Source organism: Necropsobacter massiliensis, assembly GCF_000827595.2.
Lineage (GTDB): Bacteria > Pseudomonadota > Gammaproteobacteria > Enterobacterales > Pasteurellaceae > Necropsobacter > Necropsobacter massiliensis.
The window spans coordinates 71299-91213 of record NZ_LN776180.1; the positions used below are offsets into that span (position 1 = coordinate 71299).

A 19915-nucleotide genomic window follows, 5' to 3' on the forward strand; every position below is an offset into this window, starting at 1 on the left:
CTTGAAAAAGTTTCTTTAAGATCGCTAAAATAGCCATAATTTGCAAGCGATTTTTTCTATTTTTTAGATATGGCACAACTTTTTTAAGGAGATTTTAAATGAACCGTTTAAAAGCCGGCGATGTCGCACCGCACTTTTGTTTACCGAACCAGCACAATACTTCGGTTTGCCTGACGGATTTTCAGGGCAAAAAAGTTTTGGTTTATTTCTATCCCAAAGCGCTGACCCCGGGCTGTACCACCCAAGCCTGCGGACTACGCGACAGTAAAAGCGAGCTGGACAAATTCGGCGTAGTGATTTTAGGCATCAGCCCCGACAGTCCGAAAAAATTAGCGACTTTTGAACAGAAAAAAGCGCTGAATTTTACTCTGCTGTCCGATGCGGAGCATCAGGTTGCCGACCAGTTCGGCGTATGGGGAGAGAAAAAATTTATGGGTCGCACCTTTGACGGCATTCACCGCATCAGCTTTTTGCTTGACGAACAGGGCAAAATCGAACACGTCTTTGACAAATTTAAAACCACCGATCATCATCAGGTGGTGTTGGATTATCTACTCCAAAAACAAGCCGAAAAATAACCGCACTTTACTATGCGCCGCCGTAAACCGCGCGGCGCATTTTTTATGTTACCGGCGCTTACAGCTCGCCAGAATGTCTAACTGCGGTTGGTAAACCGAGGTTTTCAGATTCATGTCCATCATGCCGATAACGGTGCTAAACAGGTTGTCATGGGAAAAGGTTTGTGTTTTCGCTGTTTCTCGCAGGCAATTTAAATCAACGCCTTCATTCTTTTTCCAAGTATTTGAAAACCAGAAGATCATCGGTACCCGCGTTTGCTGTTCCGGTGCGATAGCGTAAGGTGTGCCGTGTAAATACATACCGTTTTCACCCAGCGATTCGCCGTGATCAGAGACATAATAAACCGCACTTTCCAGATCGTCACGATGCTCTAGCTTACTGATGACCGTATTTAAGAAATTATCAATATATAAAATGCCGTTATCATAGGTATTCACCAACTGTGCATTGCTGCAATTTTGAATCTGATTGGTATCGCAAGTGGGCAGAAATCGGCGATATTCCGGCGTGTAGCGTTCATAATAAGTCGGGCCGTGATTGCCGATGGTATGCAAAATCAGTACCGTATCTTTTGTGCTTTCATTCAAAATCTTATCAAAATCCCGCAGCAATACTTCATCCAAACATTCGCCCTCGGTGCAATAGTCTTTCAGCGTCATATTCACGGTTTCGTTCGGCACGCGAAGACAAACACCTTTGCAATCGCTGTTGTTATCCAGCCAGAAAATATTGACACCGGCACGCTGCAATACATCCAGCAGATTATCCATTTTTTCCGCTTTCGAGCCGTTATACTGCTCTTTGTTTAAATAAGAGAACATGCAAGGAACCGATACTGCCGTGGCCGTGCCGCAGCTGGTTACTTGTCTGAAATTAATCACATCATCACCGCGCGCTGCCAATTGCGGCGTGGTCTGGCGCACATAACCGTTTAATCCCCAGTTTTGTGCGCGGGTGGTTTCACCGACGACAATCACGGTGAAATGGCGATACGGATCCGGTTTTGCCTGCCGCGCATCCAGACCGATTTGTTCATAAGGGCGGTTCGCATCACGCAGACGTTTGATTTCATTTATGCCGGCGGTAATAAAATTCGACGGCAGGATTAAATTGACCACCGGTTTGTTATTGCGCACAAACGCGGCATAATCCTGATAAAAAAACTTCGCAATGCCCACAATCACCAATGCGGACAGTACAACCGCTCCGATTCGGTAGGCGATTTCCATAAACCAGCGACGATAATCTACCTTCACCGCAACGTATACTAAAGCGGGAATCAGGCCGAATACCGCCACCCATAAGAGATATTGCCAGGTTACCATGCGCGCGCTTTCCGCCAGCGTGGTCTGCAACACATTTTCCAGCATATCAGTGCTGAAATAGACGTCTAAAAACACTTCGCTGTAGGCAATCGCGGCACTGATTATCAGCAACAACGGCATAAGGATTTTATGCAGCAGCGGCAATGCCAACAGCTGAAACACCGCATTCAGGGTAAAGAAAACAAAGAACGGTACGGTCAATAAAAAATAGTCTGCCGCTTTACCGTCAAACGGATGGAGTGCCAGTACCTTGCTATAAAAGGCGTAATTCAACACTAAGGTAAAATACAGTGCCGTCAGGGCAATCAGCGTGGAACTACGACAATGAAAGCGTAACAATCGAAACATAAAAAATCCTAATAAATTCACGGAATACTACGTCGGGATTAGACGAAAGGGGAAAAGAAAAGTTCGCACGGGAAAAAGATATTTCAAACGCGGAACTTTTTTATATTCGACAGGAAAAACGACGGATAAAAAAACCGCACTTTAAAAGTGCGGTCGATTTTTTCATTGTTTTTACGCTTAATGCGTGCTGGTGCTGGTCGTGGTGCGGTTAGCACGTTTGCGATCCATTTCCGTTAAGAGTTTTTTACGGATGCGGATCGAAACCGGCGTGACTTCCACCAATTCATCATCATCAATAAATTCAATCGCCTGTTCGAGGGAGAACTTAATCGGTGTGGTCAACTGAATCGCATCATCTTTACCGGAGGCGCGCATATTGGTCAACTTTTTGCCTTGCAGACAGTTAACGGTTAAGTCGTTGGAACGACTATGAATACCGATAATCTGCCCTTCATATACTTCCACCCCGTGATCAATCATCAGTTTACCACGTTCTTGTAAGCCCCATAGCGCATAAGCAAGCGCTTTGCCGGTCGCATTGGAGATTAACACCCCATTTTTACGCTGACCGATTTCGCCCGCTTTAACATCGTCATAATGGCTGAATGTGGAATAAAGCAATCCGGTTCCGGATGTCATGGTCATAAATTCATTGCGGAAACCGATTAAACCGCGGCTTGGGATCACATATTCCAAACGGGTGCGACCTTTGCCGTCCGGGATCATGTCTTTCACTTCACCTTTGCGGATTCCAAGGGCTTCCATTACCGCGCCCTGATGCTGTTCTTCGATATCAATGGTGACCTGCTCAAAGGGCTCTTGCTTACGCCCGTTTTCTTCTTTGTAAATCACCTTCGGACGAGAAACCGCCAATTCATAGCCTTCACGGCGCATATTTTCGATTAATACGGAAAGATGCAATTCACCACGACCGGAAACTCGGAATTCGTCCGGATTTTGCGTTTCTTCCACGCGCAATGCCACGTTATGCACCAATTCTTTATTCAAGCGTTCCAAAATCTGACGGGAAGTGACGAATTTGCCCTCTTTTCCGCAAAACGGTGAGGTATTCACGCAGAAGAACATGGTGACTGTCGGTTCATCCACAGTCAGCGCTGGCAAGGCTTCCACGTTATTAATATCGCAAACGGTATCGGAAATATTCAGCTCGCCAAGCCCGGTAATCGCGACAATGTCGCCCGCCTGCGCCAAATCTTCTTCATAGCGCTGCAAGCCTAAATGCCCCAGCACCTGACCGATTTTACCGTTGCGGGTTTTACCTTCGCTGTCGATAATCGTCACCGACTGATTCGGTTTGACCGTGCCGCGTTTAATGCGTCCAATCCCGATAACGCCCACATAGTTGTTGTAATCCAGTTGGGAAATCTGCATCTGGAACGGTGCATTCAGTTCCACTTTCGGCGGTTCGACATATTTGACAATAGCTTCAAACAGCGGTGTCATATCCGTAGCCAGCGCGTCGTGTTCCAGACCGGCAACGCCGTTTAGCGCCGACGCGTAAATAATCGGGAAGTCCAGCTGTTCGTCCGTCGCTCCCAAATTCACGAACAAATCAAAAACCTGATCCACTACCCAATCCGGACGCGCGCCCGGGCGATCCACTTTATTGATGACGACAATCGGTTTTAGTCCGTGTGAAAAGGCTTTTTGCGTAACGAAACGGGTTTGCGGCATCGGACCGTCAAACGCGTCCACCACTAAAAGCACGCTGTCCACCATGGAAAGTACGCGTTCCACTTCACCGCCGAAATCCGCGTGTCCCGGCGTATCCACGATATTAATGCGATAATCGTTCCAGTTGATTGCGGTATTTTTCGCCAGAATGGTAATTCCGCGTTCTTTTTCCAAATCGTTGGAATCCATAACTCGTTCGTCGGCGTCGGTACGGCTGGCTTCCAACGTACCGGATTGTTGCAAAAGTTTATCCACCAGCGTCGTTTTACCGTGGTCAACGTGAGCAATAATTGCGATATTACGCAATTTGTTAATATCAATTGTCTCTGTCATTTGTATTCTTAATCATTCAATATAAAGGTATTCTTGAAGTAACGGACAATGCGCAATGTGTGGGCATTATTCGAAAGGTCGCAGATTATACAACTTTTTCCGCCAGCGGGCTATTAAATAATACGGCTCCAGATGATGGTGAACCGGGTATAAATTCAATAAAAACAAGTTTAATTAAAACAAATATAAAAAATCAATATTAAAGTAAATAAAAAAACATAAAATCAATAATTTTATTAACAATCTTCAAACTGACGTTTGTTTTTTATAAATGATATGTTATTTTTAGCAACGTGCTTTATAATACACAACACTCGATTTCACCCATCTTATTTATAGAGGATCATCTTATGTCAAATGCAGCTGCTGTTGCGAATGTATTCAAACTGATCGAAGAAAACGATATTAAATTCGTTCTTCTGCGATTTACCGATATCAAGGGCAAAGAACATGGCGTTTCGCTGCCTGTCAGTTTGGTCGATGAAGACCTATTCGAAGACGGTAAAATGTTCGACGGCTCGTCTGTGGAAGGTTGGAAAGCCATTAATAAAGCAGATATGCTGTTAATGCCGATCGCAGAAACCGCTGTCGTCGATCCTTTCGCACAAATCCCGACATTATCCCTTCGTTGTAGCATTTACGAACCGAGCACGATGCAAAGTTATGATCGCGACCCGCGCTCAATCGCCACCCGTGCGGAAAACTATATGCGCGCCAGCGGAATCGCCGATAATGTATTCTTCGGTCCTGAACCGGAATTTTTCCTCTTTGATGATGTGCGTTTTGAAGCATCTATGAACGGCAATTCCTATGTAGTTGACGATATTGAAGCCGCGTGGAACACCAACAAACGCTACGAAGGCGGCAACAACGCTTATCGCCCGCTGAAAAAAGGCGGCTATTGCGCCGTGGCGCCAAACGACAGCGCACACGATCTGCGTTCCGAAATGTGTCTGTTGCTGGAAGAAATGGGCTTAGTGATCGAAGCGCATCATCATGAAGTGGCAACCGCCGGACAAAATGAAATCGCCACCCGTTTTAATTCGCTGACCTTAAAAGCCGATGAAACGCAAATTTACAAATATGTGGTCCAAAACGTCGCTGCCGAACACGGTAAAACCGCCTGTTTTATGCCAAAACCGATTACCGGCGACAACGGCTCGGGCATGCACTGTAATATGTCGCTGAGCAAAGATGGCAAGAATATTTTCCAAGGTGATAAATATGCCGGTCTTTCCGAAACCGCGCTGTATTATATCGGCGGTATTATCAAACATGCAAAAGCGCTGAACGCTTTCACCAATCCGTCCACCAACTCCTACAAACGGTTAGTGCCGGGATTTGAAGCGCCGGTATTGTTAGCTTATTCCGCCAGCAACCGTTCCGCCTCAATCCGTATTCCGGCCGTCACTAGCCCGAAAGCGATTCGTATTGAAGCCCGTTTCCCGGATCCATTGGCAAATCCATATTTAGCCTTCTCCGCATTGTTAATGGCGGGTCTGGACGGCATTATCAATAAAATCCACCCGGGCGATGCCATGGATAAAAATCTTTATGATCTACCGCCGGAAGAACTAAAAGAAATCCCTGCGGTATCCAGTTCGTTGGAAGAAGCGCTCAACAGCCTGGAAAAAGATTATGAATTCTTAATTCAGGGCGGCGTGTTCAGCAAAGAATTCGTGGATACCTTTATCGCAATAAAACGCAAAGAAGTGGAACGCCTGAATATGACACCGCACCCGGTGGAATTTGAAATGTACTACGCCTAAGCGCCGTATTCTCGATAAACGCTTGTCTCAATCCGCACCTGCATGTTACACAACAATTCAAGGTGCGGATTTTTTACACTTATTATCCTGCTTTATCTTATTTATCGGCTAAAATCACCGCTCTTTTCGGTGCGGGATAGCCTTCAATGGTTTTACGATGATCCTGCGGGTCAAGAAAATCGATCAGACTTTCATTTTCCAGCCAATCGGTTTTGCGTTGCTCCTGCAAGCTGGTAACCGCCACATCCACACAGCGGACATGCTCAAATCCCGCTTTTTCCAGCCAGTTAATCAATGCCGCCACGGAAGGAATAAAATACACGTTTTTCATTTTGGCATAGCGATCCGCCGGCACCAACACCGTGTTCACATCGCCGTCCACCACCAGCGTTTCCAGCACCAACTCACCGCCTTTGCGCAGCTGATTTTTCAGCTGGGTAAGATGATCGAGCGGAGATTTGCGGTGATACAGCACGCCCATAGAAAACACCGTATCAAACACGCCCAACGGCTGCATTTGTTCAATGCCGAGCGGTATCAGGCTGGCGCGACGGTCATTGTTCAGTAATTTACGCACCGCTTCAAACTGGCAGAGAAACAGTTCAGTCGGATCAATCCCCACTACCATTTTGGCACCTTCGCCGACCATACGCCACATGTGATAACCGCTGCCACAGCCGACATCCAACACAAGGCGATCCTGCAACGGCGCCAAATGCGGCAACACCCGTTCCCATTTAAAATCCGAGCGCCATTCGCAGTCAATATGAATGCCGTGCAAATGATAAGGTCCTTTGCGCCACGGCATTAACTGTTTGAGATGATGAATAATACGCTGCCGTTCGCCTTCAGACAGCGCCAAATCGCTTTCGGATCTGACCGCACTTTTCAGCTCAATGCGTTCAGCCGTCAAGTGCGGTAGAAAATCAATGAGTTTCGCCCATTTGGCGTAATCGCCGTGCGTTTGCTTTTCCCATTGTTTCAATTGCAGCGGTAAAGTTTCAAGCCACGGCGATAACTCGCTGACGGCGATTTGTTGATAAAAAGGACGAAAATCAATCATAATGCCTCTTTATACGCTTTTTTTGCCTGCTCAAAACGGTTGATAACCGCCTGCTCCGGTGCGCCGGAAAGCAGGGATACCGCCATAATCGTCAGACAAGCCAAACCGAATCCCGGAATCATTTCATACACTTCGTGCCACGCACCGCTCGGCGCAAACACGCTTTTCCAGCAGAACACCGTCAGCGCACCGACCAACATTCCCGCCATTGCCGCAGATGCCGTCATGCGTTTCCAAAACAAAGAAAACAGCACCACCGGTCCGAATGCGCTACCGAAGCCCGCCCACGCGAACTGCACCAGCTGCAACACTTTGCTGTTTTCATCCTGCGCAATCCAAATGGCGATAGCCGCAATCAGCAGCACCATCGCACGCCCCAACCAAACCAGCTCTTTTTCCGATGCCTGCGGGCGAATAAAGCCTTTGTAAAAATCTTCACTAATCGCGCTGGAAGAAATCAACAGCTGACAGCTCAGGGTACTCATCACCGCCGCCAGAATAGCGGACAGCAGCACACCGGCAATCCAAGGGTTGAACAGCAATTTCGCCAACTCAATAAACACCTGTTCCGGCTCATGATTGACCGTTGCCGCCACCTGCGATTGGGCATAAAAATAGGCGATCCCGAAAAACCCGATCCCTATGGCACCAAGCAAACAGAGAATCATCCACGTAATGCTGATCCGGCGCGCCTTGGTTAAGGATTTTACGCTGTCCGCCGCCATAAAACGCGCCAAAATATGAGGCTGACCGAAATAGCCCAGCCCCCATGCGGCAAGGCTTAACAAGCCCCAGGTTGTGGTGCCACCAAACATATCGGTAAAATCCTTATGTGCTACATTTTCTGCCTGATTTAACACCGCACTTAATCTGTCAACGCCGCCCAACGTAATCATCACCATCACCGGCGTGAGAATTAATGCGAAAATCATCAAAGTGGCCTGAATGGTATCCGTCCAGCTGACCGCCAGAAAGCCGCCGATAAAGGTATAAGCAATGGTGGCTAAGGCGCCGTACCAAAGTGCGGTAGAATATTCCACAGAAAACAGGTTTTGAAATAATTTCGCACCGGCAACCACACCGGAAGCGCAATAAATCGTAAAAAAGATCAAAATCACCGAAGCGGAAACAATTTTCAGCGCACGGCGATCAGTACCGAAACGGTGATGAAAATACTCTGGCAAGGTTAAGGCATTGTTGTTGATTTCGGTATAAACCCGCAGCCGCCCGGCAACCAACAACCAGTTTAAATATGCCCCTAAGGTCAGCCCGATAGCAATCCAGCCTTCCACCAGCCCCGCCAGATAAACCGCGCCGGGCAGCCCCATTAGCAACCAGCCCGACATATCCGAAGCCCCCGCCGACATCGCGGTGACAAAACTGCCTAATCGGCGTCCACCTAGAATATAATCGGACAAACTATGAGTATAATAATATGCCAGAACCCCTATCAGTAACATCCCCAAAATATACACAACAAACGTAATCAGCGTCGGATCCCATCCAAACATCACGACCTCACAAAACATATTTTATATTATAAAAATTTGACAAAGGTCGCATTTTACCCTATTTGGTACTATTATTCTATTTCCCTTTTCGCTAGACTAACGTCCGGTAGATAATAAATTTTAATTCATGTTTAATTATGGAATCTGTTGAATTATTAGTGAACGTAACGCCGAACGAAACCCGTATCGCGTTAGTTGACACAGGGATTTTAAAAGAAGTTCATATCGAGCGTCAGGCAAAACGGGGTATCGTCGGCAACATTTATAAAGGGCGGGTCACTCGAGTCCTGCCGGGAATGCAATCGGCATTTGTGGACATCGGGCTAGAGAAAGCCGCCTTTTTACATGCTTCGGATATCGTTTCCCACACTGAATGCGTCGATGAAAACGAGAAAAAACAATTTATCGTCAAAGACATTGCCGAATTAGTGCGCGAAGGACAGGATATCGTGGTGCAAGTGGTAAAAGACCCGCTCGGCACCAAAGGCGCACGGCTGACCACCGATATTACGTTGCCTTCCCGCTATTTGGTATTTATGCCGGAAAACAGTCATGTCGGCGTCTCACAACGTATTGAAAGCGAAGCGGAACGCGGACGTTTAAAAGAACTGGTACTGCCGCTGTGCGATGAGCTGGGCGGGTTTATCATTCGTACCGCCGCCGAAGGAGCGACGGAAGAAGATCTGAAACAAGACGCAGATTTTCTCAAGCGTTTGTGGCGAAAAGTGATGGAACGGCGCGGCAAATATCCGACGCGTTCCATGCTATACGGCGAACTGGCGCTAACCCAACGAGTGCTGCGGGATTTTATCGGTGCCGGTTTGGAAAAAATCCGCATCGATTCAAAATTGTGTTTTACCGACGTAAAACAGTTCACAGAAGAATTTATGCCGACTTTAACGGATAAACTGGTGCTGTATTCCGGCAGCCAACCGTTATTTGATGTCTATGGCGTAGAGACGGCCATTCAAACCGCCCTGGATACCCGCGTGAATTTAAAATCCGGCGGTTATCTGATCATTGAACAGACCGAAGCCATGACTACGATTGATATCAATACCGGCGCATTTGTCGGTCATCGTAATCTGGAAGAAACCATCTTCAACACCAATATTGAAGCAACTAAAGCGATTGCCCAGCAGCTACAGTTACGCAATCTGGGCGGGATTATCATTATTGATTTTATTGATATGCAAACCGAGGAACACCGCGCCCGCGTGCTGGAATCGCTACAGGAAGCGCTGTCCAAAGATCGGGTAAAAACCAGTGTCAACGGCTTTACCCAACTCGGATTGGTGGAGATGACCCGCAAGCGCACGCGGGAAAGTCTGGAACACGTATTATGCGGCGAATGCCCTGCCTGCAAAGGGCGCGGTCGAGTCAAAACGGTGGAAACCGTCTGTTACGAAATCATGCGCGAAATTATCCGCGTGCATCATTTATTTTCCAGCGAACAGTTTGTGGTATATGCCTCAAGAGCAGTGGCGGATTACTTAATCAATGAAGAAAGTCACGGCTTAGTGGCGGAACTGGAAGTGTTTATCGGCAAACAGATTCAAATCAAAACCGAAGTGTTTTATCATCAGGAGCAATTTGATGTTGTCGTGATGTAAGTGCGGGCATGAAAAAGTGAGAAAAATGCACCGCACTTTTCTTCCGACCGAACGCATACACTGCTCGTCCGTTTATCCGAAAATTTTATTTAATTATTACATGATCAGCATAACGAATCGGCAATCCCGGTCTTCCGCCTGTTCAGCGCTCAAGGGGCGGGCTGATCACCAACTCATGAGAGATTTATGTTAAACAAAGTAACGCAAACCCTGCTGGGTCAAAGCCATTTATCATTGCAGGACTTACCCAATATATTTGATCGGCTTTGCCAGCGCGATATTGATTATGCGGATCTGTATTTTCAGCTCAGTCAGGATGAAAACTGGGTATTGGAAGACGGCATCATTAAAGAAGGTGGTTTTCATATTGATCGCGGCGTCGGCGTGCGCGCTGTCAGCGGCGAAAAAACCGGCTTCGCCTATTCCGATCAGATTAATCTGACGACTTTACAGCAATGTGCCGATGCGGTGAAGGGCATCGCGCAATCACAGGCACCACGCTTGATCACGCCGCAAGCGTTTAATCCGCTCAAGCCGACCTTACGCTATGCTGCACTGAATCCGCTCAATAGCCTCAGCAACACACAAAAAATTGAACTGCTGCAATTGGTGGATCGCAGCGCACGGGCGGAAGACCCGCGGGTCACGCAGGTATCGGCGGGATTAAGTGCGGTATATGAAGAAATATTGGTCGCCGCAACCGACGGCACGCTGGCAGCCGATATCCGCCCGCTGGTACGCCTGTCGGTTTCCGTGCTAGTAGAACAGGACGGCAAGCGCGAACGCGGCGGTGCCGGTGCTGGCGGACGCTTCGCGCTGGATTGGTTCCTCCAGCCTTATCAAGGCGAAATTCGTGCCGTTTATTTTGCTAAACAGGCGGTTCGCCAAGCCTTAATCAATCTTAGCGCCGTGGCGGCACCGGCCGGTGCAATGCCGGTAGTGTTAGGCGCAGGCTGGCCGGGCGTATTGTTGCATGAAGCGGTGGGACATGGTTTAGAAGGCGATTTCAACCGTAAGCAAAGCTCGCTGTTCAGCGGTAAAATCGGTGAACTGGTCACCTCACCGCTATGCACGATTGTCGATGACGGCACCCTGCCAGATCGCCGCGGTTCGCTGACAATTGATGATGAAGGTGTGCCAAGCCGCTGCAATGTACTGATCAAAGACGGTATTTTGCAAAGCTATATGCAGGATAAAATGAATGCGCGTTTAATGGGAACGCAACCAACCGGCAACGGGCGCCGCGAAAGCTACGCTCACCTGCCGATGCCGCGCATGACTAATACCTATATGCTGGCGGGGAAAAGCAAATTTGACGAGTTAATCGCCTCCGTTGAACGCGGCATTTTCGCCCCGCACTTCGGCGGCGGACAAGTGGACATCACCTCGGGCAAATTCGTTTTTTCCACCTCGGAAGCCTATTTAATCGAAAAAGGCAAAATTACCAAACCGGTAAAAGGCGCTACTTTAATCGGCAGCGGCATTGAGGTAATGCAAAATGTCTCCATGGTGGCGGACAATGTTGAACTGGATCACGGCATCGGCGTGTGCGGAAAAGAAGGACAAAGCGTACCGGTCGGCGTCGGTCAGCCGGCATTAAAAATCGACAGAATTACCGTCGGCGGCACCAATTAACGAATTTTTATTCATTAATTTGACTAGATATTCATTTAGGATTATGCTGAAAGCAAATTCCATCCGCTATGTAAAATAAGGACAACCACATGAATACCTATACCAGACAAACTTTCGATCAAGTGATGATCCAGAATTACGCACCGGCAGATTTTATTCCGGTAAAAGGAAAAGGCTGTCGGGTATGGGATCAAACCGGGCGCGAGTATATTGATTTTACCAGCGGCATTGCGGTCAACGCATTGGGGCATTGTCCCGATGAAATCGTCGCGGTGCTAAAAGAACAAGGCGAAATGCTGTGGCATTCAAGCAACTGGTTCACCAGCGAACCGACCCTTGCACTGGCAAGCAAACTGACCGCCAAAACCTTTGCCGAGCGCGTCATGTTCGTCAACTCCGGCGCAGAAGCCAATGAAGCGGCGCTTAAACTTGCCCGCCGTTATGCGTTTAATCATTTCGGCGCGCAAAAAAGCAAAATCATTTCCTTTAAGCAGAGTTTCCACGGACGCACGCTGTTTACCGTCAGCGTAGGCGGTCAGGCCAAATACTCCGACGGCTTCGGTCCGAAACCGGCAGATATTGTTCACCTGCCATTTAACGATTTAGCGGCGGTCAAAGCGCTCATTGACGATCACACCTGTGCGGTTATCGTCGAGCCGATTCAAGGCGAAAGCGGCGTTCAACCGGCGAATCCAGCGTTTTTACAAGGTCTGCGCCAGTTGTGTGATGAAAACGACGCACTGCTGATTTTCGATGAAGTGCAAACCGGGCTAGGGCGCACCGGTTATTTCTACACTTATATGAAATATGGCGTTACACCGGATATTTTAACCTCGGCTAAAGCGCTGGCGAACGGCTTTCCTATCGGTGCAATGATGACAACTCACAAAATCGCCGCCAGTTTCACGCCGGGCGTACACGGCACCACCTTTGGCGGTAATCCGCTGGCCTGCGCCATTGCCGCCAAAGTCGTGGATATTCTCTCCGCGCCCGAATTCTTAGCAAATGTGAACCGCACTTCTGCACAGTTTGTCGCCGCGCTGGAAACGCTTAACCAAAAATACGGTTTATTTAAACAAATCCGTGGCGAAGGTCTTTTAATCGGTGCCGAACTGATTGAACGTCATCAGGGCAACGCCGCCGAGTTTGTCAAAAAAGCAGCAGACAACGGCTTAATGATACTAATTGCCGGACCAAATGTATTACGCTTCGCACCGGCACTTAATATCTCACAGGAAGAACTGGCTCTCGGTCTGGCACGATTAGAAAAAACACTGGCACAGTAATCCACAAAAGTGAACAGGGCTGACGCATTTCAGCCCTTAGATTAGCCCGACTAACCGCTTGAAATTCAGCAAAAACTGACCGCACTTTTACGTTCTCACTGCATCAACTCTTTCAACAAATAATTAACCTAAGACCAATAAACCCTTCACTTGAAAGAACAAACTGCCGGTCTTTACAGGCAACATTGGGCAAAACTCACGGGATAACGTCAATCTGATGAATTGACACAACAGTTTTTTCAAACGTAATTTAAAATAACCCGTACAACATGGCGGCTATCATGCCATCAATACACAAATTAAGTTATCTGGATACAATTAATGCGATACCTTGCCCTCCACCAATACATAATGTAGCTAGTCCGTTTTTAGCGTTTCGCCGTTTCATTTCATACAACAAGCTGACTAAGATTCTTGCACCGGAAGCGCCAATCGGATGACCCAATGCAATAGCACCGCCGTTTACGTTAGTTTTAGCCGGATCCAGATTTAATGCCCGCATAACCGTTAGCGCTTGCGCTGCAAAGGCTTCGTTGGCTTCTACCAAATCTAAATCAGCAATGCTGAGTCCGGCCTTTTTTAACGCTTTTTGACTTGCCGGTACCGGACCATATCCCATAATGCTCGGTTCAACCCCGGCACTCGCCCAAGCTCGAATGGTGGCCAGTGGCGTTAGATGCAGTTTTTCCGCTTTTTCTTTGCTCATTAGGACAATAATTGCAGCACCGTCATTCAATCCGGAAGCATTGCCTGCAGTCACAACGCCATCTTTTTTAAAAGCGGGAGGCAGTTTGGCAATTCCTTCAATGGTTGAGCCGTGACGCGGATGCTCGTCCGTTGTGACAGTAACGGTAGATTTCCTACCTTTGACTTCTACCGGCACGATTTCTTGTTCAAATTTACCGCTCTTTTGCGCTCGTTCTGCTTTTAACTGGCTAGACAGAGAAAACTCATCTAATTCTTCACGGCTCAAACTATACTTTAAGGCTAAATTTTCCGCAGTTATCCCCATATGAAGTTTGGAAAAAGCATCGGTTAAACCGTCACTGATCATGGTATCCACTAATTTAACCTCGCCCATTCTGGCACCCCAGCGAACAAAAGACGCGGCATAAGCCGCATTGCTCATACTTTCTGTTCCACCGGCGACAACCACTTCGGCATCGTTGCACATAATGGATTGAGCACCAAGCACTACCGACTTTAAGCCGGAACCACAAACTTTATTCACAGTAAAAGCCGGTGTTTCAACAGGAATACCCGCCTGTATCGCCACTTGTCTGGCTACATTTTGTCCAAGACCTGCGGATAATACGTTACCCAAAATGACTTCGTCCACATCGCTACTACTGATATGTGCTCTTTTTAACGCTTCCACAACAGAAATTCGGCCTAATTCCACCGCACTTACGTCTTTAAAACAGCCGCCGAAACTGCCGATAGGCGTTCTCACTGCTGAAACAATCACAATTTCTTTCATATACAAACGCCTATAATGTAATACCGTTATCCACAACCATAATCTGACCAGTTACTCCGCTTGCCTCATCAGAAGCAAAGAAAAGAATTGCCCGAGCCTGTTCTTCCGCACTCGTTTCAGGTAAAGACATGTTCATATGTTTTGCACATTGTTTGGCAAAATCGTCAAACGTGGCTAATTTTTCCGGTGTGTTCAATTCTGTCGGCGTCGGCCCCGGGCAAACAGCGTTGCAACGAATACCTTTGCCGGCATATTGGATGGCGATGTTTTTGGTCATACCGATCACTGCGCTTTTAGCCGCAGAATAGGAAATTCCTGCCGAACCAAACACACCGCCGATAGAGGAAATATTTACAATAGAGCCTTTAGTCATATATTCCAGGGCCGCTTTAGTGATATAAAACAAAGAAGTCTGATCCGCTAAAATAACCTCATTCCACCATTCAGTGGAACATTTAGTAATCGGCATATGTTTATCCGCAATGCCGGCGTTATTAACTAGAATATCCAACTTGCCGAACTTCGCTACGGTTTCTTCCACTACCCGACGACATTCGGTTTCGGAAGTTAAATCTGCCGAAATCACGTTGGCCATACCATTTTTAGCTCGAATAGTCGCTGCCAATTGCTCTAGACGTTGTTTGCGTCTTGCAACCAATACGACGATTGCCCCTTCTGCGGCAAACAATTCTGCGGTTTTCGCACCTATACCCGAGCTTGCGCCGGTCACGATGGCGACTTTATGCTGTAATCTCATATTATTTACCCCTATTTCATTTTTGCCGAATTTATATCTCCGTCGTAACCGGAGTTAAATCCGTTGCCAGAATCAAAACCAGCGAAACGACACCTATCCCCACAAGCAGTAAATATGCACCGTCATACCCTCCTAGATAAGCCAGACCGAAAGCCAATACTGAAAAGGCGCAGCAACGAATAATAGATTGAATCGGATGAACCAGACCAATTGCACGTACATAGGCCTGACGCGGATATTTAGTTGATACGAAGGCTGTGCTGTAATTAGTGGCTCCCGGTAGTGCAAGACCGATCATAAACATGGAAACAAGCAACATGGTTGAAGATGAAGAAAGATTGAGTAAAATCGCCGCCTGCCACCAAAGATTATAAATAATCAATGCAATCTTTATCCCTACTTTATGATTAAGCCAGCCCCAAGTATAAGCGCCGAAAGTCCCGATTAAGGCACTGACGCTCATATACAAAATCGCTGTATTGAGATCAAACCCGAGACTGACCAAACGCGGTACGATCTGGCTAACAACGCCGACTAACATAATATAGATAATTCCGGTAGATATCCCCATAAACCAAATGTCTTTCGAGCGCAGTAATGTTGTGCGGGTTAAGCCACTGAAATCGTTATTTTGCGTATTTTGAACCGAAAGAACGGTCTGCTCGGGTTCATTATCCGGTAATTCGCCTACGTCTTCCGGTCTGTTAAAAATAAATTTCAACACGAATAAGAAAATAAGCAGCATAAGCAACGACATGCCCCAAAAGCCGTGATGGACTCCCCAGACACCAAAGGTGGCGCTTAATACCGGTACAAAAAACGCGCTGGAAGTAGTTTGACCGAAGGTGATAAAGCCCAATGCTAGGCTTTGTTTCCGCACAAACCAATTGGCAACCAACGCGGTACCGGCAATATAAGCATAGCCAGTAGCAAAGAAAGAAACGCCAGCAAAAAGCAGTGCGAAAATAATAATAGAGTCAGCGTAACCAATTAAGCCCCAACAGAGTGCGCATAATAATAAACATAAACAGATAACGAATTTATTGCCTTTCTTTTCACACAACCACGCACAAAATGGCGCGGCAGGAATAGCGGCCCATGAAGCGGGAGTCACCACGAAGAGTAGCTCTTCATAATTAAGTTGATAATATTCGGATATTGCAGGAAGCACGATATTCAGACCATGAGTTGCGACACCGGCGCCAACCCAAAACATGATCGCTTGATTAATAATCACCAGCCAACCGTTTTTGCCAAAGTTAAGGCCTTTTTGATCTTTATCTAAATTAGCCATAGCTTAATTCTCCTTGGAGGTTACAATAAAGCTCCGCCGAATATGACAGAGCTCCAAAGTAATTAATGATTGACTATTTAATTTCGTCCTCTTCCTGACCGCCATTAATACGCGGACGAATAACTTTGCCTTTCTTCTCAGCGGCGCGTACTAATGCAGCCTCTTCTTTAGCACGTTCCCAGTAATCAGCTTCGTGCGGAGAATGTTCCGTTGCGGTAACGAACATTTCTGTAGCAAAGGCACTGCGAAGTTCTCTGGCAATATCTTCTTTCCAAGGCTGACGAAGAACCTGAGTCGTAATTCGACGGGTAACACGGGTACCGGTACGCATAATCAATTCTGCAATTTCCCAAGCGCGAGCATAAGCAGCTTCGGTATCTTCACAGATTTCATTGACCATACCCAAAGCTAACGCTTTACGGGCAGTAATAATTTCACCGGTTAATTCTGCATAGGCGTAGCGTTTACGTCCCATTAATTCGCGCCATGCGATTTGAACCCCATCACCGGGAACCATGTTGGTACGAAAATGCATTTCTGTGGTCCAAGCGTCTTCGGTAGCTAACGTAATATCGCTAAATAACACCAAATCGGAATGAAAAGTTGCACCGGCCCATACGCCGATGGTAGGCACTTCCAGGTCAAAGATTTGACCTTCAATATCATTGGTACCGTCGTAGTACTGATAGTTATACATACGCCAGGCTACATCTGGATCCGATGCAAATTCTGTCGCAGGCAACCATTCACCTTGTTTATTTACCCGACCGATACCTTTAAAAGTATCAGGACCGATACCGCCTAAAATAATTACTTCGTTATCAGGATCGCGACCGGCCCAATCAAAGAAATAATGCAACCCTTGATGAAGTTGAGCGCCCCATTGAATAGGACCACCGTTAGTATGCATACGAGCTTCAAGGATCCCGTTTTTACGTTTCATAATGAAACAATCTTTTAATTTCTCCGAATATTCTTCAAAAGTCATGTGAGGAAGAGTGCCGAGTTCCTCATGAGACATTTCCTTACGTTTATTATGATCTGATTCGTAGTTTGCTTTGATAGTCATAAATAACTCCTTGATTAACAATTAGATATCTTTACTACTAAAACTAAATCAGTACACTGGTCTAGCTATAATTCGCAGAATACTATTTCACAAGTGAGTGTTGAAATGCCTTTTTTGTCATTGGTTATCCGATTTATATATAACCAACCAATTTGGAATAAAGATCACAGAAAATAGTCTATATATCCATATAATTCACACTATGTTGAATGGCAGATAACCGGAGGAGTTGGCAATGAAAATACGTTTATTAAGAGAGTACATCGCTTTAAGCGAAATCTTAAACTTTACTCAGACGGCTACTAAATTATATACAACGCAGCCGATTTTAACTCGTCATATCAAAGAGTTAGAAGAAAAGTTCAATACCAAATTATTCATTCGTAATACCCACAATGTCAGCCTAACTCCAGCTGGCGAATTATTGCTACAGGAATCGAAGAAGATAGTCAGGCAATATGATGACTCCATGTCAATTATGAATAATTTCACTGGGATATCGAAAGATAAACTGTCGATCGTTTATTTAGGTGACGCTTTCTTTAACCTCCTAACGACCTTTCTTGGTCAATTCAAAGAAAAATACCCAAACGTGAATGTAAATTATCGGGATTCTGATTTACTGGAATCCTTTAATCTATTAAGAACTAAGGAATATGATATCGGCATGGTGCTTCGTCCTGTGTTCGTACAGGATCTGGCGCAGGAAATTCTGAAAGAAAAATTAAATTTTCGCACATTACCGCTTTCTTACGATCCTTTATGTGTGGGTCTCAATAAAAAACACCCTTTGGCATCTTTGCAAAATGTGTCATTGGAAGAAATCAGCAAATATCCAATTATTGTTGAAGAATTAAAAGAATCGCCGTGGGCGAAACTATATAGTACAGATTTTCTGCAAAGACAAAATATTCCGTTTACCGTGTATAAAGAATATCCAAATATCAAAACCTGCACTGTTGAGTTAGAATTAAATACAAATGTAATATTGCTTTTACCAAAACACCGAAAATTTCTCTTAGGCCCAAATAGTAAAATATTAGAAATCAATGATACGAATCGATATTCTTACATCATGGAATTAGTCTGGAATGCGCACAATATCAATCCTTACGTATCGAAATTCATCAATAAATTAGCCCAATCCTTTGATGATAAAGAAATAATTATGTAAAAAACCGACCGCACTTTGATCGTTCTATCCCCCAAAATTACCCAAACTCATCAACTGAAGATTAAAGTGCAACCCTTTATGGGCAGAGGTTATTGACTTAAATTTAAATTACACATCATCAAACAAAGACTATTTGCAGGAAAGAACAAGGCAGTTCTTTCAGCGGATTAGCATTGAAACGTTTCTAATTGTGGCGATGTACTGATATTACGGAATCGGCACCGCCCATACCCATATTCATTATGACAATAAAAAATGAAATTAAACTCAAAAAAGTTGAGCTCTGCCGATGACAGAGCTCAATGTTTACGTTAGGATTATCCGCCCAAGTTTTGACGGCTGCGCATGAAAAATGAGTATCGCAGCCTTCAAACCAACTTTTGCAAACAAGATAGACTTATTTCACGCGGGAAACATATTCGCCGGAGCGGGTATCTACTTTGATCACTTCGCCGATCTGTACGAATAAAGGCACTTTTACCACCGCACCGGTACTTAAAGTGGCCGGTTTACCGCCGGTACCTGCAGTATCGCCTTTCAGACCCGGATCGGTTTCGATCACTTCCAGCTCAACGAAATTCGGCGGTGTAATGGAAATCGGCGCGCCATTCCATAAGGTGACAATACAGTCCGCCTGATCCAATAACCATTTGTCCGCATCACCGACGGCTTTTTTATCGGCGGAATATTGTTCAAAAGTTTCCGGATGCATAAAGTACCAGAACGCGTCGTCTTTATAAGAATAGGTTAAATTTAAATCCATAACATCCGCCGCTTCTACGGACGTGCCAGATTTAAAGTTGACGTCCAACACCTTGCCTGAAATCAATTTACGGATACGGGTACGAGTAAACGCTTGCCCTTTGCCCGGTTTAACGAATTCGTTTTCCACGATAACGCAAGGTTCGCCGTCCTGCATAAATTTTAGACCTGGTTTGAAATCACTGGTAGTATATGTAGCCATATTATCCTCAAAGAAAAGAG

Annotated in this window: 16 protein-coding genes; 7 read left to right on the forward strand and 9 right to left on the reverse strand. The window is 46.0% G+C overall.

The genetic code is table 11. From position 1 onward, the window contains the following. The first annotated feature begins 98 nt into the window (after positions 1 to 98). A complete protein-coding gene (gene bcp / locus BN3349_RS02965; RefSeq protein ID WP_040975809.1) occupies positions 99 to 578 on the forward strand; it encodes a thioredoxin-dependent thiol peroxidase in 480 nt (159 codons plus the stop codon). 48 nt (positions 579 to 626) lie between these two features. Here the strand turns inward: bcp and BN3349_RS02970 are convergent, their stop codons facing one another. Then, a complete protein-coding gene (locus BN3349_RS02970) occupies positions 627 to 2252 on the reverse strand; it encodes a phosphoethanolamine transferase (protein ID WP_040975810.1) in 1626 nt (541 codons plus the stop codon). 177 nt (positions 2253 to 2429) lie between these two features. Further along, positions 2430 to 4280, reverse strand: coding sequence for a translational GTPase TypA (gene typA, locus BN3349_RS02975; protein WP_040975811.1), 1851 nt, complete (start codon positions 4278 to 4280; stop codon positions 2430 to 2432). Between typA and BN3349_RS12135 the strand changes: the two genes are divergently transcribed. Both BN3349_RS12135 and glnA read left to right on the forward strand, forming a co-directional pair. Continuing rightward, positions 4268 to 4483, forward strand: coding sequence for a hypothetical protein (locus tag BN3349_RS12135; RefSeq protein ID WP_218971797.1), 216 nt, complete (start codon positions 4268 to 4270; stop codon positions 4481 to 4483). The genes typA and BN3349_RS12135 overlap by 13 nt on opposite strands. A 147-nt stretch (positions 4484 to 4630) precedes the next feature. Beyond that, positions 4631 to 6049 carry a glutamate--ammonia ligase gene (gene glnA, locus BN3349_RS02980; RefSeq protein WP_040975812.1) on the forward strand — a complete coding sequence of 473 codons (1419 nt, stop codon included), beginning with the start codon at positions 4631 to 4633 and terminating at the stop codon, positions 6047 to 6049. 97 nt (positions 6050 to 6146) lie between these two features. Here glnA and cmoB read toward each other — a convergent pair whose 3' ends face one another. Both cmoB and putP read right to left on the reverse strand, forming a co-directional pair. Next, the gene (gene cmoB / locus BN3349_RS02985; protein ID WP_040975814.1) at positions 6147 to 7112 is read right to left on the reverse strand and encodes a tRNA 5-methoxyuridine(34)/uridine 5-oxyacetic acid(34) synthase CmoB; all 966 of its coding nucleotides are present in this window, start codon (positions 7110 to 7112) and stop codon (positions 6147 to 6149) included. Beyond that, on the reverse strand, positions 7109 to 8623 hold the full coding sequence (gene putP / locus BN3349_RS02990) for a sodium/proline symporter PutP (RefSeq protein ID WP_040975816.1): 1515 nt from the start codon (positions 8621 to 8623) through the stop codon (positions 7109 to 7111). Before putP ends, cmoB begins: the two co-directional genes overlap by 4 nt. Before the next feature lie 137 nt (positions 8624 to 8760). Here putP and rng point away from each other — a divergent pair, with 137 nt between their 5' ends. From rng to BN3349_RS03005, 3 genes are all read left to right on the forward strand, one after another. Continuing rightward, the gene (gene rng, locus BN3349_RS02995; RefSeq protein ID WP_040975818.1) at positions 8761 to 10236 is read left to right on the forward strand and encodes a ribonuclease G; all 1476 of its coding nucleotides are present in this window, start codon (positions 8761 to 8763) and stop codon (positions 10234 to 10236) included. Between the two features lie 186 nt (positions 10237 to 10422). After that, complete coding sequence (tldD, locus tag BN3349_RS03000; RefSeq protein WP_040975820.1) at positions 10423 to 11871, forward strand: metalloprotease TldD; 1449 nt, start codon at positions 10423 to 10425, stop codon at positions 11869 to 11871. Positions 11872 to 11960: 89 nt separating this feature from the next. Further along, positions 11961 to 13157 (forward strand): aspartate aminotransferase family protein, encoded by a 1197-nt coding sequence (locus BN3349_RS03005; protein WP_040975822.1) that lies wholly within the window; start codon positions 11961 to 11963, stop codon positions 13155 to 13157. 304 nt (positions 13158 to 13461) lie between these two features. Here the strand turns inward: BN3349_RS03005 and BN3349_RS03010 are convergent, their stop codons facing one another. The 4 genes from BN3349_RS03010 to BN3349_RS03025 all read right to left on the reverse strand — a co-directional run bounded on the left by BN3349_RS03010 (position 13462) and on the right by BN3349_RS03025 (position 17757). Beyond that, positions 13462 to 14637 (reverse strand): acetyl-CoA C-acetyltransferase, encoded by a 1176-nt coding sequence (locus tag BN3349_RS03010; protein ID WP_040975824.1) that lies wholly within the window; start codon positions 14635 to 14637, stop codon positions 13462 to 13464. Between the two features lie 10 nt (positions 14638 to 14647). After that, the gene (locus tag BN3349_RS03015) at positions 14648 to 15394 is read right to left on the reverse strand and encodes an SDR family NAD(P)-dependent oxidoreductase (protein WP_040975825.1); all 747 of its coding nucleotides are present in this window, start codon (positions 15392 to 15394) and stop codon (positions 14648 to 14650) included. A 31-nt stretch (positions 15395 to 15425) separates the two neighbouring features. Further along, positions 15426 to 16688 carry an MFS transporter gene (locus BN3349_RS03020; protein ID WP_040975826.1) on the reverse strand — a complete coding sequence of 421 codons (1263 nt, stop codon included), beginning with the start codon at positions 16686 to 16688 and terminating at the stop codon, positions 15426 to 15428. Positions 16689 to 16761: 73 nt separating this feature from the next. Then, entirely contained in the window at positions 16762 to 17757 is a 996-nt protein-coding gene (locus tag BN3349_RS03025) for an enoyl-CoA hydratase/isomerase family protein (RefSeq protein ID WP_048736494.1), read from the reverse strand. A gap of 235 nt (positions 17758 to 17992) precedes the next feature. Between BN3349_RS03025 and BN3349_RS03030 the strand changes: the two genes are divergently transcribed. Next, on the forward strand, positions 17993 to 18931 hold the full coding sequence (locus BN3349_RS03030; protein ID WP_040975827.1) for a LysR family transcriptional regulator: 939 nt from the start codon (positions 17993 to 17995) through the stop codon (positions 18929 to 18931). Positions 18932 to 19328: 397 nt separating this feature from the next. Here BN3349_RS03030 and efp read toward each other — a convergent pair whose 3' ends face one another. Next, positions 19329 to 19895, reverse strand: coding sequence for an elongation factor P (efp, locus tag BN3349_RS03035; protein ID WP_032093607.1), 567 nt, complete (start codon positions 19893 to 19895; stop codon positions 19329 to 19331). Positions 19896 to 19915 lie beyond the last annotated feature (20 nt).

Coding starts and splice junctions, on each gene's coding strand:
- bcp (WP_040975809.1), top strand. CDS start 99: ATGAACCGTTTAAAAGCCGGCGATGTCGCACCGCACTTTTGTTTACCG.
- BN3349_RS02970 (WP_040975810.1), bottom strand. CDS start 2,252: ATGTTTCGATTGTTACGCTTTCATTGTCGTAGTTCCACGCTGATTGCC.
- typA (WP_040975811.1), bottom strand. CDS start 4,280: ATGACAGAGACAATTGATATTAACAAATTGCGTAATATCGCAATTATT.
- glnA (WP_040975812.1), top strand. CDS start 4,631: ATGTCAAATGCAGCTGCTGTTGCGAATGTATTCAAACTGATCGAAGAA.
- cmoB (WP_040975814.1), bottom strand. CDS start 7,112: ATGATTGATTTTCGTCCTTTTTATCAACAAATCGCCGTCAGCGAGTTA.
- putP (WP_040975816.1), bottom strand. CDS start 8,623: ATGTTTGGATGGGATCCGACGCTGATTACGTTTGTTGTGTATATTTTG.
- rng (WP_040975818.1), top strand. CDS start 8,761: ATGGAATCTGTTGAATTATTAGTGAACGTAACGCCGAACGAAACCCGT.
- tldD (WP_040975820.1), top strand. CDS start 10,423: ATGTTAAACAAAGTAACGCAAACCCTGCTGGGTCAAAGCCATTTATCA.
- BN3349_RS03005 (WP_040975822.1), top strand. CDS start 11,961: ATGAATACCTATACCAGACAAACTTTCGATCAAGTGATGATCCAGAAT.
- BN3349_RS03010 (WP_040975824.1), bottom strand. CDS start 14,637: ATGAAAGAAATTGTGATTGTTTCAGCAGTGAGAACGCCTATCGGCAGT.
- BN3349_RS03015 (WP_040975825.1), bottom strand. CDS start 15,394: ATGAGATTACAGCATAAAGTCGCCATCGTGACCGGCGCAAGCTCGGGT.
- BN3349_RS03020 (WP_040975826.1), bottom strand. CDS start 16,688: ATGGCTAATTTAGATAAAGATCAAAAAGGCCTTAACTTTGGCAAAAAC.
- BN3349_RS03025 (WP_048736494.1), bottom strand. CDS start 17,757: ATGACTATCAAAGCAAACTACGAATCAGATCATAATAAACGTAAGGAA.
- BN3349_RS03030 (WP_040975827.1), top strand. CDS start 17,993: ATGAAAATACGTTTATTAAGAGAGTACATCGCTTTAAGCGAAATCTTA.
- efp (WP_032093607.1), bottom strand. CDS start 19,895: ATGGCTACATATACTACCAGTGATTTCAAACCAGGTCTAAAATTTATG.